Origin of the sequence: Microbacterium lacus (assembly GCF_002812805.1) — a bacterium.
GTDB classification, from domain to species: domain Bacteria; phylum Actinomycetota; class Actinomycetes; order Actinomycetales; family Microbacteriaceae; genus Microbacterium; species Microbacterium lacus_A.
Window position 1 is genome coordinate 244481 of record NZ_NMUM01000022.1, and the last position, 15484, is coordinate 259964.

The window sequence follows — 15484 nt, forward strand, 5'->3', positions numbered from 1 at the left end:
AGCACCACAGCCCACGAAGGCGTTCTTGAGCATCGCTGATCGAACGGCGGAATTCCCCGTCCTGCAGGCAAGTGACGGTACTCCGAGCATCGATATCTCGACCTTCATGCGTCAGACCGGGCACACCACGCTCGACTACGGCTTCGTGAACACCGCCGCCACAAAGTCGGCTATCACGTTCATCGACGGCGACAAGGGGATCCTGCGCTATCGCGGTTACCCGATCGAGCAGCTCGCCACGCACTCGAGCTACCTCGAGGTCGCTTGGCTGCTCATCTACGGCGAGCTGCCGAGCGCCGACGAACTCGCGGCGTTCGATGACCGCATCCGTCACCACACGCTCCTGCACGAGGATCTCAAGCGCTTCTTCTCTGCCCTGCCCCACACGGCGCACCCGATGTCGGTGCTTTCGTCCGCCGTGTCGGCGCTGTCGACGTACTACGAGCGCGAGTCCGACCCGAACAACCCCGAGCACATCGAGCTCAACACGATCCGGATGCTCGCGAAGCTTCCCGTGATCGCGGCGTACGCGCACAAGAAGAGCGTCGGCCAGGCCTTCCTCTACCCCGACAACTCGCTGAGCTTCGTCGACAACTTCCTGAAGCTCAATTTCGGCGTGCTGAGCGAGATCTACGAGCCGAACCCGGTCATGTCGCGGGCGCTCGAACGCTTGCTGATTCTGCACGAAGACCACGAGCAGAACGCTTCCACGTCGACGGTGCGGCTTGTCGGATCGACCGGCGCGAACCAGTTCTCGTCGATCTCGGCGGGAATCAATGCGCTCTACGGCCCGCTGCACGGTGGTGCCAATGAGGCCGTTCTCGACATGCTGGGCAAGATCCGCGACTCGGGCGAGAGTGTTGCGCGCTTCGTCGAGCGGGTCAAGAACAAGGAAGACGGGGTCAAGCTCATGGGCTTCGGCCACCGCGTCTACAAGAACTACGACCCGCGCGCCAAGCTCGTGAAGGAGTCGGCAGACGAGGTGCTCGAAGCGCTCGGCGTCAGCGACCCGCTCCTGGATCTGGCGAAGGAACTCGAAGAGCTGGCGCTCAGCGACGACTACTTCAAGGAGCGTCGCCTCTACCCGAACGTCGACTTCTACACCGGCGTGATCTACAAGGCGATGGGCTTCCCGACGCGCATGTTCACGGTGCTCTTCGCGATCGGCCGTCTGCCGGGCTGGCTCGCGCACTGGCGCGAGATGCAGCTCGATCCGCAGACGAAGATCGGTCGGCCGCAGCAGCTGTACACGGGTGCGCCCGAGCGCAACTACCCCGGCGTCTGACCCCCGCACGGTCACTGAGCTTGTCGAAGTGACCTGTTGTGCCTGGTTGCTCCCTTCGACAGGCTCAGGGAGCGTGAGGTCGGTCGGTCACTGAGCTTGTCGAAGTGACCCGTTGTGCCTGGTTGCTCCCTTCGACAGGCTCAGGGAGCGTGAGGTTCGCGTCGAGACGTGGCGCCCGTGGAGCGGGAGAGTCCGGGAAGTTCGGACAACCGTCCATCGATCAGCGCCATCTTTTTCGCTCGGCTCCACCCCTGTATCTGCTTTTCCCAGGAGAAGATGCGTTCGATCGATTCGTCGAACGCGCACCAGACGAGTGTGACCGGCCGACGGCGGCGCGTGTACGCGGCACCTCCGTCATCCTGATTGTGTTCCCATACCCTGTGCTCTATGTCGCGCGCGGTGCTGCCGGTGTAAAAGCTGCCGTCTGCGCAGCGCAGGATGTACACGAAGGGCATGATTCAGTGTCGGAGCTGTCAACGGACGGGCTCCGTAGTTCTCCACAGGCGAGGCGGCCTGGCTGCTCCCTTCGACAGGCTCAGGGAGCGTGGGGCGAGGATCAGCCCTCGCGGGCGATGACCTCGGCCGCGTAGTCCGGCACAGCGTTGTCATCGTCCCGCGGCGGTCGCTCGTAACCGCCCGACACCGGACGCTCGGGAATCACGATGTCCTCGCGTGAGACGGGCTCGGACGGGATCTGCGAAAGCAGATGAGCCATCATGTTGACGCGCCCGCGCCGCTTGTCTTCGTTGTCGACCTCGAACCAGGGCGACTCCGGGATGTCGGTGTGGACGAACATCGTGTCCTTGGCCCGGGAGTAGTCCTCCCACTTGGTGATCGATGAGACATCGTTCGGGCTCAGCTTCCACCGGCGCATCGGATCACGGGCGCGGTCGTGGAACCGGCGCTCCTGTTCGATATCCGACACCGAGAACCAGTACTTGAGCAGGATGATGCCGTCCTCCACCAGCATCCGCTCGAAAATGGGTGCTTGGTGCAGGAACCGATGGTATTCGGCGTTCGTGCAGTAACCCATCACGTGTTCGACACCCGCGCGGTTGTACCAGGACCGATCCATCAGGACGATCTCGCCCGCCGCGGGCAGATGCGCGACGTAGCGCTGGAAGTACCAGGTCGTCTTCTCGCGCTCGGTTGGCGTGGGCAAAGCCACGATGCGCGTGACACGCGGATTGAGGTACTCGGAGACTCGTTTGATCGTCGACCCCTTGCCCGCCGCATCACGCCCCTCGAAGATGACGACGATGCGCGCACCGGTCGCCTGCACCCACGCCTGCATGTCGACGAGGCGCGCCTGCAGGGCCTTCAACTCGCTCTTGTACAGGGCCTTCGGCATCCGCTTACTCATGGCGCCACCCTACGCGAGGGCGCTTCGGGCGCGCCCTTCGACAGGCTCAGGGAGCGTCCGCACCGGGCTCAGGCGTGGAGAGCCTCGTTGAGTGTCACGCCGACTCCCGCGCGGCGGACGGCCTCGACAGCGCCCGATACGGAGTTGCGCCGGAACAGGATGCCGTCGCTGCCCGAGAGCTCGGCGGCCTTGACGACCGGCACCGTGCCATCGGCCGTCGGCGCGGCGTCGACGAGCGCGACCTTCGTCCCGGCGGTCACATAGAGCCCCGCCTCGACGACGCAGTCGTCACCGAGCGAGATGCCGACACCGGCATTCGCCCCGAGCAGGGTGCGCGCGCCGATCGAGATGCGATGCGTCCCGCCGCCCGAGAGCGTGCCCATGATCGACGCGCCTCCGCCGATGTCGCTGCCGTCGCCGATGACGACGCCCTGTGACACGCGACCCTCGATCATCGAGGAGCCGAGGGTTCCGGCGTTGAAGTTGACGAACCCCTCGTGCATGACCGTCGTGCCGGGGGAGAGGTAGGCGCCCAGACGCACGCGCGAGGCATCCGCGATCCGCACGCCGACGGGAGTGACGTAGTCGGTCAGACGCGGGAACTTATCGAGCGAGCCCACCTGGATGCCGTCACGCAGCAGCAGGGGACGCAGGCGAGTGGCATCGTCGGGATGCATCGGGCCGGCGTTCGTCCACGCCACCACGGGCAGGTGCCCGAAGATGCCGTCGAGGTTGACCTCGTTCGGGGTGGCCAACAGGTGCGAGAGTACGTGCAGGCGCAGGTACGCGTCGGAGGTCGATGCGGGAGGTGCGTCGAGGTCGATCTCGACCGTGACGGCCTCGACCGTGACCCCGCGACGGTCATCGGGAGCGGCCAGGCGGTCGACGTTGTCGTCCGCGATCGCCGCGTCGCGTCCGAGCGGCACACGGCCGAGTTGCGGATTCGGGTACCAGGTGTCGAGCACCGTCCCGTCGCTCGAGATCGTCGCCAGTCCCTCGCCCCACACCCACCGCTCGCTACTCATGCCACCCACGCTACCGAACCGCGCGGGCCCGGGTTGGCCACGATCGCGCCGGTACACTCGGGGGATGCCGCAGCTCGACCTGTCCGTGTCACCCGTCGAGCTCACCCGGGTGCTCTGTGACATTCCGAGCGTCTCGGGGGATGAGACCCCCCTCGCGGATGCGATCGAGGCCGCGGTGTCGACGCTCCCGCATCTCGAGGTGTTCCGCGACGGTGACACGATCGTGGCGCGCACCATGCTCGGTCGCGACCAGCGGGTCGTGATCGCGGGACACATCGACACGGTGCCGATCAACGACAACCTGCCGACGCGCGATGTGGTCGTGGATGGCGAGGAGTGCATCTGGGGCCGCGGCACGGTCGATATGAAGGCCGGGGTGGCGGTGCAACTCGTGCTCGCCGCCGAGTTGGTCGAACCCCGGGTCGACATCACATGGATGTGGTACGACCACGAGGAGGTGGATTCGAGCCTCAACGGGCTCAATCGGCTTTCGCGCGTCCGCCCCGATCTCTTCCAGGCCGACTTCGCGATCCTCGGTGAGCCCTCGGGCGGCGAGGTCGAGGGCGGATGCAACGGGACGCTTCGAGCCATCGTCCGGACGCACGGCGTGCGAGCGCACTCGGCACGCTCCTGGATCGGCGAGAACGCGATCCACAAGGCAGCCCCGATCCTCGAGCGACTCGCTCGCTATCGGGCGCAGACCGTCACCGTCGAGGGCCTCGACTACCGCGAGGGGCTCAACGCCGTGTCGATCTCGGGCGGCATCGCCGGCAACGTGATCCCCGATCTCTGCGAGGTAGAGGTGAACTTCCGCTTCGCGCCCAGCCGTTCCGAACTCGAGGCAGAACAGCACGTCCGCGACGTGTTCGAGGGCTTCGAGATCGAGATCGTCGATCTCGCGCCGGGCGCGCGCCCGGGACTGGACGCCCTGCTGGCCCGGGAGTTCGTCGCGGCGGTCGGCGCCGAACCGCGACCGAAATACGGGTGGACGGATGTCGCACGCTTCTCCGCGCTCGGAGTGCCCGCGGTCAACTACGGACCCGGTGACCCGCACCTCGCGCATCACGACGAGGAGCGGGTGCCGGTCGCCCAGATCGAGGCCGTGGCGCGCGGTTTGCGGGCGTGGCTGACGGCGTGAGCGAGGCCGAGGCTCCCGGCCCCGACGAGGACGCGCTGCTGATACGCCCGGCCCGAGGGCCTTGGATGGTGCTGTGGATCGCGTTGATCTACCTGGCCGCGCGGCTGGTCACGACGGGGCTGATGTTGCTCGCGTCTGCGATGTCGGGCCCGGATTCACGCTTCGGAGTCAACCCGGGGCTCGGATCCTTCATCATCGGCTGGGATGCCCAGTGGTACTGGCTGATCGCCGTCAGCGGTTATCCGACGCAACTCCCGCTGACGGACACGGGCGCGGTGGCCGAGAACGCCTGGGCCTTCATGCCGATCTACGCCTTCCTCTCAAACGTCATCGGCATCCCCTTCGGCTACTGGGGCGCGGGTGGGTTCCTCGTCGCGATCGCGGCGGGCTTCGGCTGCTGCCTGGTGCTGTTCCAGATGACGCGCGGGCGCATCGGCGACACCGCCGCGCTGTGGTCGGTGGGCCTGTTCGCGTCGGCGCCCCTGGCGGCCCTGTTCCAGGTTGCGTATGCCGAGTCGCTGTTCCTGCTGTGGCTGCTCGTATCGATCTGGTGCTTGCAGCGACGGCGCTACGGATGGCTCTACGCGCTGATTCCGCTCATGGCCTTCACCCGACCGGGGGTGCTCGCGTTCGCGCTCTTCCTCGGGCTGTTCGGTCTCTGGCGGTGGTTCCGGCGCGACCGCGAGCCGCTCCACCGGATCGAGATCGCCCACATCCTCGCGCTCGGGGCCCTCGCGGTGGCGACAGGATTCGCATGGCAGATCGTCGTCGGGATCGTGACGGGGGATCTGGGCGGATATCTCGCGACGGAGCTGGCCTGGCGCCGCAACTGGGTCGCCGACGGGGGAGTGTTCATCCCGTTCCACGGCTGGTTCGCGGGTGCCGAGTTCTGGTTGCAGTCGTGGGGTGCGCCTGCGGGAATCGGGATCGTCGCGGCGGTCGCGCTGATGCTCGGTGCGGCCGCGCTGCTTTTGTTCGAACCGCACGTGCGGCGTCTCGGCGTCGAGGTGCGACTGTGGGCGGCGAGCTATCTCGTGTATCTCTTCGCGGTGTTCTTTCCGCAGTCGAGCATCTTCCGGTTGCTGTTCCCGCTCTCGCCGCTCTGGGGTGCGGTCGCTGCCCCGCGGTCGATGATCTGGCGGATCGGGGCGCTCGCCGTGTGCCTCGTGGGGCAGTGGTGGTGGATATGGAACATGTATGGACTGGCAAACATGTACTGGCAGGTGCCCTGATATACCGCTCGGCCGATTTATGTCGGTGGGCAGGATAAACTGGACTGAGCTAGATTTCGCGACGAAAGGGGCCGCTATGGCAGCCATGAAGCCGAGGACCGGCGACGGACCGATGGAGGCTGTGAAGGAGGGGCGCCTGATTATCGTGCGGGTGCCGCTCGAAGGTGGGGGGCGTCTCGTGGTCTCGGTCAACGACGCCGAAGCCAAGGAGCTTCACGACGTGCTCTCCGGAGTTGTCTCCGCATAGAGTTCGTCGTCTGGCCGGTTCCGTTCACGGGACCGGCCTTTCTGCGTCCCCGGCGCTACTCCGTGATCTACTCCGTGATCTTGGTGAGCTGCAGGAGCCCGTCGCCGACGATCGACAGGGCGGGCATGACCGCTTGCGATCCCTGCGTCTCTTGGATCAGTGAGCGGAAGGCCGTCGTGATCGGGTCGCGCTGGACGGGGTCCGCGACCCGCCCGTTCTGCAGGGCGCGGGGGATGAGCACCGTGCCACCGACGCGCACGAGGCGCAGACCGTGGGCCACGTACTCCAGGATGTGCTCAGGGTCCGCGTCGATGAGGACGATGTCGTATGCCGACTCGTTCATGCGCGGCAGGACATCGGCTGCACGACCGGTGATGAAGCGTGCGCGTGCGGGCGGGATGCCTGCGTCTGCGAACGCCTTGCGCGCTGCGGCAAGGTGCTCGGGTTCGGCGTCGATCGTCGTCAGGATGCCTCGGGCGCTGCCACGGAGCAACCACATGCCCGACACCCCGGCCCCCGTGCCGATCTCGACCAGGTTGAGGGCGTCCGACGCGGCGGCGAGCACAGCGCACTGTGCACCGATCGCGGGATCGATGGGGACGATGCCCAACTCGAGCGAGTGCGCGCGAGCCTTCGCGATCGGATCGGGCTCGGTGACCTGCTCCGTCGCGTATCGCCAGCTGGCCTGCTGTCCGCTCACGCGCTTGTCCATTTTCCCTAGATTACGCGGCAGTTGCGGACTCTGACCGCAGGCGCGGCGAGTAACCTGTAGTCATGTTCTTCGGGTTGACGATCGAGAAGCTTCTGCTGATCGGTGTCATCGCCGCCCTGTTGGTCGGGCCCGAGCGGCTGCCCCGGTATGCCGAGGGCTTGGCGAAGCTGCTCGGACGCCTGCGCGAGTTTCTCCGCGGGGCGAAGACGAGGGTGCGCGACGAGATGGGCGAGGACTTCGACGACGTCGACTGGCGCCGGCTCGATCCCCGTCAGTACGATCCGCGGCGCATCATCCGCGAGGCGCTTCTCGACGAAGCGCCGATCAAGCCGGTCAGCCCGGGCGCACCCCGACCGGCGACCGCCGCGCTCGGTGGCGCGGGAGCGGCTGGCGCCGGCGTTGCGGCGCTGGCCGGGGCCTCCGATACCGCCGCGGCCCCCGCATCCGTCGCCTCCGCGCCGAACGCGACCCCATACGACTCAGAAGCCACCTGACCGCTCGCTGGCCGTCGGAGATCGATTGAGCGTCGGATCGATCGGGGCAGATTCCTCCGACGCTGCCGAGATCTCCGACGCTCGCGCGGAACTCCGCGAACAGGCTCGTGGGCGAGTTCAGGTGAAAGAGAGCACCTCGTCGCCCCAGGCTGCGCGCAGCTCTCCGTCGAGGTCCGGCACGACCCGATCGACGCGGTCGATCACGAGCGTGGCGCGGTCGGTGGTCGTATAGGGCGCCCACACGGCGGCACTCTCCGCCTGGGGTGAGCCGCTCACGGCGAACCCGATCCAGCGCTGCTGGAAGCGCTGCGAGAGCTGGTGGCCCGTGCGCATCCCGCCGAGTCGGAACGTGATGTCTTTCTTGCCGCCCTGCATGTTGCCCCACAGGTACGGCAGCTCGGTCGCGTGGGTCGCGCCGATACCGAGCAGCCGCAGCATGGGGGTCGCCCAGTCGAAGCGGTACAGGTATGTCGGTGCGACGGCGGCGTGGCCTTCGACGAGCCAGAGGGTCGGCATCCGGAATCCGAGATCCCGCGAGATCGCCGGGCCCTGCTTCTTCAACCGCAGACCCGCATAGGCGGAGAGGATCTCGGCGTCGGCGGGGATGTCGAGATCGGGCCGGTCGGCTCGCAGGTCGGCCGACATCTCTTCGATCGCTTCGCGCGAGACCGGCATGAGCGGCGACTTCATCATCGTGAACAGCGAGGTCTCGTCGCGGTTGGTGCCGATCAGCAGCGGCACGGGCAGGGCGCCGCCGCGTGCGAAGACGTCGACCGGATGCTCCGGCACCAGATCGCCGTCGACAACGGGTGTGAAAGCCAGGGTGCCGGGTTCGTCGAGGGGCGTGGCCGCATAGACGGTCATTGCGGCCGCGGCGAGCCGGTCAGCTGGGATGTCGCGGAAGGACGAGGCATCCGAGGGGTCGGCTTCCACGGTCTGGAGCAGCTCGCGCGCCATGCGCTCGGCGCGATCCTGCCCGTACACCGACGTCGCGGGGGAACTCTCGGCGATGGCTCGATGAAACAGTCCCTCGGCCGCGGGAGAGGTCATGAGGGTCGTCACGATGCCACCGCCGGCGGATTCGCCGAAGAGCGTCACCTGACCCGGGTCACCGCCGAACGCCGCGATGTTCTCGCGCACCCACTCCAGGCTGAACAGGATGTCGCGCAGCGCGAGGTTCGTCTCGAACGTCTCGGACTCGGTCGAAAAGCGGGAGAGATCGGCGAAGCCGAGCGCACCCACGCGGTACCCGACGGTGACGAGGACGATCTCGCCACTCGCGGCGAGCGACCTGCCGTCGTAGATCGGCTGCGCTGTCGCCCCGAACATGTACGCGCCGCCGTGCACCCACACCATGACCGGTCGCGGTTCCGCTGCCGAGACGTTCTCGGCGGCCCATACGTTCAGGGTCAGGCAGTCCTCGCTCTGCACGGCGTCCTCGGGCAGCCGGATGGCGGGCGAGGCTGTCTGCACGGGGATGGGGCCGAACCGCGTGGCATCGGCCACGTCCGACCAGGGCTCCGGGGGCTGCGGCGCGCGCCAGCGCAGCGGACCGATCGGCGGCGCGGCGTAGCGAATGCCCTTCCATGACCGAACGGTGCCGTCGGTGTCGCCCCGCACCGGTCCACGCGTCGTGGTCACTGTCAGGGTCGTGTCGGATGCCATGGCTCTCCTTTGAGATCAGTGCGGAGTCTTCGAGACCAGCGGGGCCTTCGAGATCAGTGCGGAGTCACGGTGAGGGGGCGCCCGGCCAGACCGCGGGGAACCCCCGCGAGCCGAGCGGCCAGGTCGATGAGGGCGCGCCGAGCGGGATCATCCGCCGCGGCATCCGTCTCGTCGCCCGTCTCATTCAGTGTCGCCGTGAGGGGGGTGCCCGCGTCGCCCGCTGTGCGCAGGGCCGGGCTGAGGGGGATGGAGGCGAGCAGAGGGACGTCACCGGATGCATCCGCTGCCTGCGATGCGGACAGCGCCGCCGCGACCTGCGCACCCCCTCCCGAACCGAAGAGGTCGAGCACGGTGCCATCGGGCAGCGTGTACGCGGCCATGTTCTCGATGACCCCGATGACGCGCTGCCCCGTCTGGCGCGCGACGAGGGCGCTGCGAATCGCGACATCGGATGCCGCGGCCTGGGGAGTCGTGACGACCACGACCTCGGCGTGGGGGAGCAGCTGGCCGACAGAGATCGCGATATCGCCCGTGCCGGGTGGCATATCGAGCAGCAGGATGTCGAGGTCGCCGAAGTGCACGTCGGTCAGGAACTGTTGCACGGTGCGGTGCAACATGGGTCCGCGCCACGCAACGGCCGCGCCCTCGTCGCCTTCGCGCAGGAACATGCCGATCGACACGGTCTTCACCCCGTAGGCCACCGGCGGCAGGATCAGGTCGTCGATGCGGGTGGGGCGGACCGTCCGGCCCTCGGCATCGACCAAGCCCAGCAGGCCCGGGATCGAGAAGCCGTGCACATCGGCATCGATGAGACCCACACGGAGTCCCCGCACGGCGAGAGCCACGGCGAGGTTCGCGGTGACGGTGGACTTGCCGACCCCGCCCTTGCCGCTCGTGACGGCGATCACGCGCGTGAGGGATTCGGCCGTGAACGGGATGCCACGGGGGCGACCTGCCCGGAGGCGCTCCGTCAGGGCGGCGCGTTCCGCCGGGGTCATGACGCCGACGTCCACGTGCACATCGAGGACACCCGGGACGGATGCGGCCGCGCGGCGCACGTCGGATTCGATCCGGCTCGCGGCGGGGCATCCGACGATCGTCAGGGCGATCCCGACATCCGCGATTCCATCCGTGACAGCGATCTCGCGCAGCATGTCGAGGTCGCCGATCGGCTGACGCAACTCGGGGTCGGTCACCGCCCCCACCGCAGCTCGCACGGCGTCTGTCAGCTTCTGATCGACTCCGAGCCCGAATCCGGGGTCGTTGTTGTCAGCGCTCATCGGGTGCCGCGGTGTCCGCATCGGACGTCTCGCTGCGGGCCTCAAGACCTTCGAGCAGGGTCTTCAGCTCGTTGCGGAGTTCATGACGGAGCACGTCCTTCGTGACGACCTCGCTGCTGACATCCGTGAGCGCGAGACGAAGAGCAACGATCTCGCGGGCGAGGTACTCGGTGTCGGCGAGGTTTCGCTCGGCGCGCTGCCGGTCCTGCTCGATCTGGACGCGGTCGCGGTCGTCCTGGCGGTTCTGCGCGAGCAGGATGAGGGGAGCGGCATACGAGGCCTGGAGGGACAGGACGAGCGTCAGCGCCGTGAAGCCGTTCGCCGCCGAGTCGAAACGCCAGTACGAGGGGAACATCGTGTTCCAGATGATCCAGAGGGCGCAGAAGGCGCTCAGGCCGAGCAGGAACCACGGCGTGCCCATCTTGCGGGCGATCCACTCGGTGAAGCGGCCGAACCGGTCACGCGAGGGCTGCGGTGTGCGCGAGAGCACGCCGGCGCGCCCGCGTGGCGCGTCCAGCGTGACCCGGCGCGACGTCCGCGCCATCAGCGTCGCCTCGATCCGGCGGCACGACTCGCGGGACCGGATGCTGAAGCATCCGCATCATGCGAGCGCCAGTCATCGGGCAGCAGGTAATCGAGCACATCGTCGACGCTGACCGCACCCACGAGGCGGTGGGCGGTGTCGACGACGGGCAGCGAGACGAGGTTGTAGCTCGCGAGCAGCCGCGCGACCTCGGCCGCCGAGGCGGTGGCGTGCACGGGCTCGACCGAGTCGTCGATGATGGCGCCGAGGCGCTCGTGCGGGGGATAGCGCAGCATCCGCTGGAAGTGCACCACACCCAGCAGGCGGCCCGTCGGGGTTTCGTAGGGCGGGAGGGTGACGAAAACGGCGGCCGCGAGGGCGGGGTGCAGCTCGTGCCGGCGGATGAGCGCGAGCGCCTCGGCGACCGTCGCGTCGGCCGAGAGCACGATCGGCTCGGGCGTCATGAGTCCGCCCGCCGTGTCGGGGCCGTAGGCCAGGAGGGCGCGCACGTCGTCCGCCTCGTCGGGCTCCATCAGATCGAGCAGCTGCTCGGACCGGCCCTCCGGAAGCTGGGCGAGTAGGTCGGCGGCGTCATCCGGCTCCATCGCGTCGAGGATGTCGGCGGCCCGCTCGTCGCCGAGCTGTTCCAGAATGTGCGCCTGATCGTCCTCGGGCATCTCTTCGAGCGCATCCGCGAGACGATCGTCGGGGAGCTCGCCCGCGACCTCCATCATCCGCGCGTCGGGCAGATCGAGCAGAGTGTTGGCGAGGTCGGCGGGCAGCAGCTCGGAGTAAGAGGCCACCAGTTGCTCGACGGATTGCGACTCGCCGGGCGCCATGCGCTCGCGCACGTCGCTCCAGTTCGCGAACGTCGTGGGTCCCTTGGCGAAGGGGCTGGCGCTCGTCTTCGGGCGGCGCAGGAACAGCTGGCCGATGGCCCACTCGCCGAGGCGGTTGCGTTCGATGGCCGCATCCTCGATGACGGCTTCACCCGAGCCATCGATCAGGTGGACGCGGCGCCCGAGCAGTTCGGCGAGGACACGCACTTCACCGCCGCGCGGCTGGAACCGGCGCACGTTGATCAGGCCGGTCGTGATGACCTGGCCGGTCGCGATCGATGTCACGCGTCCGATCGACACGAAGACGTGCCGGCGTCCGGGGATCTCGACGACCAGCCCGACCACACGCGGTGGGTCGCTTGCTCGGTATACGACAACGACATCGCGGACGCGTCCCAGGCGGTCGCCCGCGGGGTCGAAGACGGCGCACCCGGCCAGGCGCGCGACAAAGACCCTTTGCGTGCTCACTGCTCCAGCGTAGCCCCGACACAGATGCTGCCTAGGGAGGGCGTGGGAGAATGGGCGGATGAGTATGTTGGGACCCGCCCCTACGGGCAGACGTGGAGAAGCCGTCGGCGAGACCATTGCGAGCTTTCCGACCTACGAGGGTGCGCAGAAGGCGGTCTCGGCGCTGATCGCGGGCGAGGTTCCCGCGCGAGACATCGCGATCGTCGGCCTGGGGCTTCGTTCCATAGAACGGGTGACCGGACGCCTGGGGTACGCCACCGCCGCACGTTCGGGTGCTGTGAACGGTTTGCTGATCGGCCTGTTCTTCTCGGCGATCCTCGTGCTCGGCAGCCCTTCCGTTCCGATCCAGGCGTTCGTCGGCGTGCTCTTCGTCGGTGTCGCGGTCGGGATGCTGCTCAGCATCATCACGTACTCCTTCATTCGCCGGCGCCGCGATTTCGCCTCCGTCATGCAGGTCCTCGCCGACCACTACGAGGTCACGGTCGGGGCTGACAGCCTCGCGAAGGCGCGGCAGGTGCTGGGTGTCGGCGGCGGGGCATCGGCATCCGCTCCTGCTCCCTTCGCTGCTCCCGCTGCTCCCGGGTCTGGTGCGCTTCCGCCGGTACCGCCCGCGCCCGGCGGTGCGGCGGGGCCAGCTGAGCGGCCCCCGCTGCCACCGGACGCCGCGCCCCCGCGCTACGGTGAGCGCATCGACCACGCGGCTCCCGAGGCGCCGCGTGAGGAACCCCCGCGCTACGGCCAGCGAATCGAGCCCGCCGCGGCAGCGCCGCCTGTCGAGCCCGGTGATGCCAACTCCGAGGCATCCGACCACGCTTCAGAGGATTCGGCAGACACCCCGCGCGACGCGACCGACTCAGACCGCCGCAGCGACTCGTGAACGGAGGAGATCTCCACTTCGGAGGACGGATGTCTGTGCCTGCATCCTCCGACGACGAGATCTCCTCCGCAACCGGCGGCGTGGAGCGTTGGCCCGTGACGCTGCCGACGGGCGAGGCCGAGATCAGCGTCGCCTCGCAGCGTCCCACCGCGGCCTGGGCGACGCTCGTCCTCGCGCACGGCGCCGGTGCGGGGTACGACCACCCTTTCCTCGTCGGCTTCACGAACGCGCTCGCGCACGCGGGGGTCGCGACCGTGCGCTTCAACTTCCCCTACCGCGAGGCGGGACGACGGATGCCGGGGCCCGCGGCGCACGCGATCGCCACCTGGCGCGCGGTCGTCGACCGTGCCCGGGGCGAAGCGCCCGCGGGTGAGCCGTTGTGGGCGGCCGGTAAGTCCTACGGGGGCCGCATGGCCTCGATGGCCGAGGCCGAACGGCCGCTCGGTGTCGCGGGCCTCGTGTACCTCGGCTATCCGCTGCATCCGCCCGGCGACCCGGCGAAGGAGCGCGCGGAGCACCTGCCGCGGATCGCGGTGCCCCAGCTGTTCGTCGCGGGCACCATCGACCCCTTCGTCGTGCCCCACGACGGGCTGGAGCGCGCGGTCGAGGCGTGTCAGGACGCTCAGCTCACCTGGATCGAGGGCGGCGGGCACTCGTTCGAGGTGAAGGGGCATAAGCGCCCCGCGGATCAGGTCGGGGCCGACCTCGCGCCGCTCGTCGCGGAGTTCCTCCGCGCTCGACTGCTCTGAGCCCGACTGCTCTAAGCCCGACTGCTCTAAGCACGACTGCTCTGAGGTCTGCACGCTCCCTTCGACAGGCTCAGGGAGCGTCGCGGTAGTCGGTCGCTGAGCCTGTCGAAGTGACTCAGACCTGCGGCGCGAGCCGCGCCATCCAGGCCTCGACGTCGTCGGCCGAGCGCGGGATGTCGGCCGAGAGATTGACCGGGCCCTGCGTCGTCATCAGGATGTCGTCCTCGATACGGACGCCGATGCCGCGATACTCCTCCGGCACCGTCACGTCATCGATCTGGAAGTACAGGCCGGGCTCGATCGTGAACACCATGCCGGCCTCGAGAACGCCGTCGTAGTACATCTCGCGCCGCGCCTGTGCGCAGTCGTGCACGTCGATGCCGAGGTGGTGGCTCGTGCCGTGCACCATGTAGCGCCGGTGCTGTCCACCTGTCTCGGGCGCGAGTGCCTCGTCGGCGGTCACCGGCAGCAGGCCCCACTCGGTGACGCGGGCCGCGATCACGGACATCGCGGCCTCGTGCACCTCGCGGAATCGAGCGCCGGGGCGGGCCGCGCGCAGCCCCGCATCCGCCGCCTCGCGCACCGCCTCGTAGACCCGACGCTGCACCTCGGTGAAGCGGCCCGAAACGGGCAGGGTGCGCGTGATGTCGGCGGTGTAGAGGCTGTCGACCTCGACGCCGGCGTCGATCAGCATGAGATCGCCGGGAACGACGGGACCGTCGTTGCGGGTCCAGTGCAGGTAGCACGCGTGAGGTCCGGACGCCGCGATCGTGTCGTAGCCTTCCCAGTTCCCGTCCGTGCGCGCCCGGAGGTGGAAGACGCCCTCGACCACGCGCTCGCCGCGGGGGTGCGCGACGACGCGGGGGAGCGAGCGGACGATGTCGTCGAACCCGTCCGCCGTGACCTGGACGGCGAGGCGCATCTGCTCGATCTCGAATTCGTCCTTGACGAGCCGCAACTCGGACACGAAGCGCGTCAGGTGTTCGGCCTCACCGACCACGAGATCGTCGTCGGATGCCTCGAACGCCTCGATGTGTGCCGTAGCGAGCGCCAGATTGGCAGCGACACCCGCGAGGGCCGGGCGGGGACCGATCCAGAACTCACCGATCGAGGCGTCGGCGTAGAACTCGGCCGTGTTGCGGTCGGCGCGCTCGCGGAAGTACAGGGTCTCGGTGTGTCCGTCCTTGATGGGGTCGAACACGAGGACGGCGTCGGGCTCGGCATCCCGCTCCCACCCCGTCAGGTGCGCGAAAGCTGAGTGAGCGCGGAACGGATAGTCCGTGTCGTTGCTGCGCACCGCCACACCGCCCGCGGGGACCACGAGGCGCTTGCCCGGGAAAGCCGCCGACAGCACGGCGCGACGGGCCGCGGCATACGCGGCCTGCGGACGCGCTGTGGCAGACGGCTCGGGACGGTCGGCCCATCCGGTTGAAATCGTGTCGAGAAAGCCCTGACCGAATCGCTGCCGGCGGTTAGCGTTGGCCTGCGCCTCGCGCTCGTCGCGTGCGCTCGCGGCCTCAGCCTCGTCGGTCGCCGCGCCGTCGGACACCGTGTTGGTTTCACCTGTCGTGCTCATCGTTCCAGTCT

16 protein-coding genes are annotated in these 15484 nt (G+C 68.5%); 7 read left to right on the forward strand and 9 right to left on the reverse strand.

Going from position 1 to position 15484, the window contains the following annotated elements; genetic code table 11:
- The first annotated feature begins 25 nt into the window (after positions 1 to 25).
- The gene (locus tag CGU34_RS07455; protein WP_036298539.1) at positions 26 to 1285 is read left to right on the forward strand and encodes a citrate synthase; all 1260 of its coding nucleotides are present in this window, start codon (positions 26 to 28) and stop codon (positions 1283 to 1285) included.
- A gap of 140 nt (positions 1286 to 1425) precedes the next feature.
- Here CGU34_RS07455 and CGU34_RS07460 read toward each other — a convergent pair whose 3' ends face one another.
- The 3 genes from CGU34_RS07460 to dapD all read right to left on the reverse strand — a co-directional run bounded on the left by CGU34_RS07460 (position 1426) and on the right by dapD (position 3673).
- Positions 1426 to 1740: a GIY-YIG nuclease family protein gene (locus CGU34_RS07460; protein ID WP_100813739.1), complete on the reverse strand. Its 315-nt coding sequence runs from the start codon at positions 1738 to 1740 to the stop codon at positions 1426 to 1428.
- A gap of 101 nt (positions 1741 to 1841) precedes the next feature.
- Complete coding sequence (gene ppk2, locus CGU34_RS07465; protein ID WP_440344732.1) at positions 1842 to 2648, reverse strand: polyphosphate kinase 2; 807 nt, start codon at positions 2646 to 2648, stop codon at positions 1842 to 1844.
- A 68-nt stretch (positions 2649 to 2716) separates the two neighbouring features.
- Positions 2717 to 3673, reverse strand: coding sequence for a 2,3,4,5-tetrahydropyridine-2,6-dicarboxylate N-succinyltransferase (gene dapD, locus CGU34_RS07470; RefSeq protein WP_036299699.1), 957 nt, complete (start codon positions 3671 to 3673; stop codon positions 2717 to 2719).
- 64 nt (positions 3674 to 3737) lie between these two features.
- Between dapD and dapE the strand changes: the two genes are divergently transcribed.
- The 3 genes from dapE (at position 3738) to CGU34_RS07485 (ending at position 6290) form a co-directional block, all read left to right on the forward strand.
- On the forward strand, positions 3738 to 4811 hold the full coding sequence (gene dapE, locus CGU34_RS07475; protein ID WP_100813741.1) for a succinyl-diaminopimelate desuccinylase: 1074 nt from the start codon (positions 3738 to 3740) through the stop codon (positions 4809 to 4811).
- Positions 4796 to 6043 (forward strand): hypothetical protein, encoded by a 1248-nt coding sequence (locus CGU34_RS07480; RefSeq protein ID WP_232711582.1) that lies wholly within the window; start codon positions 4796 to 4798, stop codon positions 6041 to 6043. The genes dapE and CGU34_RS07480 overlap by 16 nt, the downstream gene beginning before the upstream one ends.
- A gap of 76 nt (positions 6044 to 6119) precedes the next feature.
- Entirely contained in the window at positions 6120 to 6290 is a 171-nt protein-coding gene (locus CGU34_RS07485) for a DUF3117 domain-containing protein (protein WP_081766366.1), read from the forward strand.
- A gap of 67 nt (positions 6291 to 6357) precedes the next feature.
- On the opposite strand, the gene CGU34_RS07490 is transcribed toward CGU34_RS07485, so the two are convergent.
- The gene (locus CGU34_RS07490; RefSeq protein ID WP_370651683.1) at positions 6358 to 7002 is read right to left on the reverse strand and encodes an O-methyltransferase; all 645 of its coding nucleotides are present in this window, start codon (positions 7000 to 7002) and stop codon (positions 6358 to 6360) included.
- A 62-nt stretch (positions 7003 to 7064) separates the two neighbouring features.
- Here CGU34_RS07490 and CGU34_RS07495 point away from each other — a divergent pair, with 62 nt between their 5' ends.
- Positions 7065 to 7496 carry a twin-arginine translocase TatA/TatE family subunit gene (locus tag CGU34_RS07495; protein ID WP_036299679.1) on the forward strand — a complete coding sequence of 144 codons (432 nt, stop codon included), beginning with the start codon at positions 7065 to 7067 and terminating at the stop codon, positions 7494 to 7496.
- A 117-nt stretch (positions 7497 to 7613) separates the two neighbouring features.
- On the opposite strand, the gene CGU34_RS07500 is transcribed toward CGU34_RS07495, so the two are convergent.
- From CGU34_RS07500 to CGU34_RS07515, 4 genes are read right to left on the reverse strand one after another with little or no spacing between them, the layout of a single operon-like run.
- Complete coding sequence (locus CGU34_RS07500) at positions 7614 to 9161, reverse strand: carboxylesterase/lipase family protein (protein WP_036299677.1); 1548 nt, start codon at positions 9159 to 9161, stop codon at positions 7614 to 7616.
- 53 nt (positions 9162 to 9214) lie between these two features.
- Entirely contained in the window at positions 9215 to 10441 is a 1227-nt protein-coding gene (locus CGU34_RS07505; protein WP_036299675.1) for an Mrp/NBP35 family ATP-binding protein, read from the reverse strand.
- Complete coding sequence (locus tag CGU34_RS07510; RefSeq protein WP_036299673.1) at positions 10431 to 10985, reverse strand: DUF1003 domain-containing protein; 555 nt, start codon at positions 10983 to 10985, stop codon at positions 10431 to 10433. The genes CGU34_RS07505 and CGU34_RS07510 overlap by 11 nt, the downstream gene beginning before the upstream one ends.
- Positions 10985 to 12271, reverse strand: coding sequence for a magnesium transporter MgtE N-terminal domain-containing protein (locus tag CGU34_RS07515; protein WP_100813742.1), 1287 nt, complete (start codon positions 12269 to 12271; stop codon positions 10985 to 10987). The genes CGU34_RS07510 and CGU34_RS07515 overlap by 1 nt, the downstream gene beginning before the upstream one ends.
- Positions 12272 to 12329: 58 nt before the next feature.
- On the opposite strand from CGU34_RS07515, the gene CGU34_RS17360 reads away from it, so the two are divergent.
- On the forward strand, positions 12330 to 13148 hold the full coding sequence (locus CGU34_RS17360) for a general stress protein (protein ID WP_232711583.1): 819 nt from the start codon (positions 12330 to 12332) through the stop codon (positions 13146 to 13148).
- A 29-nt stretch (positions 13149 to 13177) separates the two neighbouring features.
- Positions 13178 to 13897, forward strand: a complete 720-nt coding sequence (locus CGU34_RS07525) for an alpha/beta hydrolase family protein (RefSeq protein WP_157811256.1) — start codon at positions 13178 to 13180, stop codon at positions 13895 to 13897.
- A 115-nt stretch (positions 13898 to 14012) separates the two neighbouring features.
- On the opposite strand, the gene CGU34_RS07530 is transcribed toward CGU34_RS07525, so the two are convergent.
- On the reverse strand, positions 14013 to 15473 hold the full coding sequence (locus CGU34_RS07530) for an aminopeptidase P family protein (RefSeq protein WP_100813743.1): 1461 nt from the start codon (positions 15471 to 15473) through the stop codon (positions 14013 to 14015).
- Positions 15474 to 15484 lie beyond the last annotated feature (11 nt).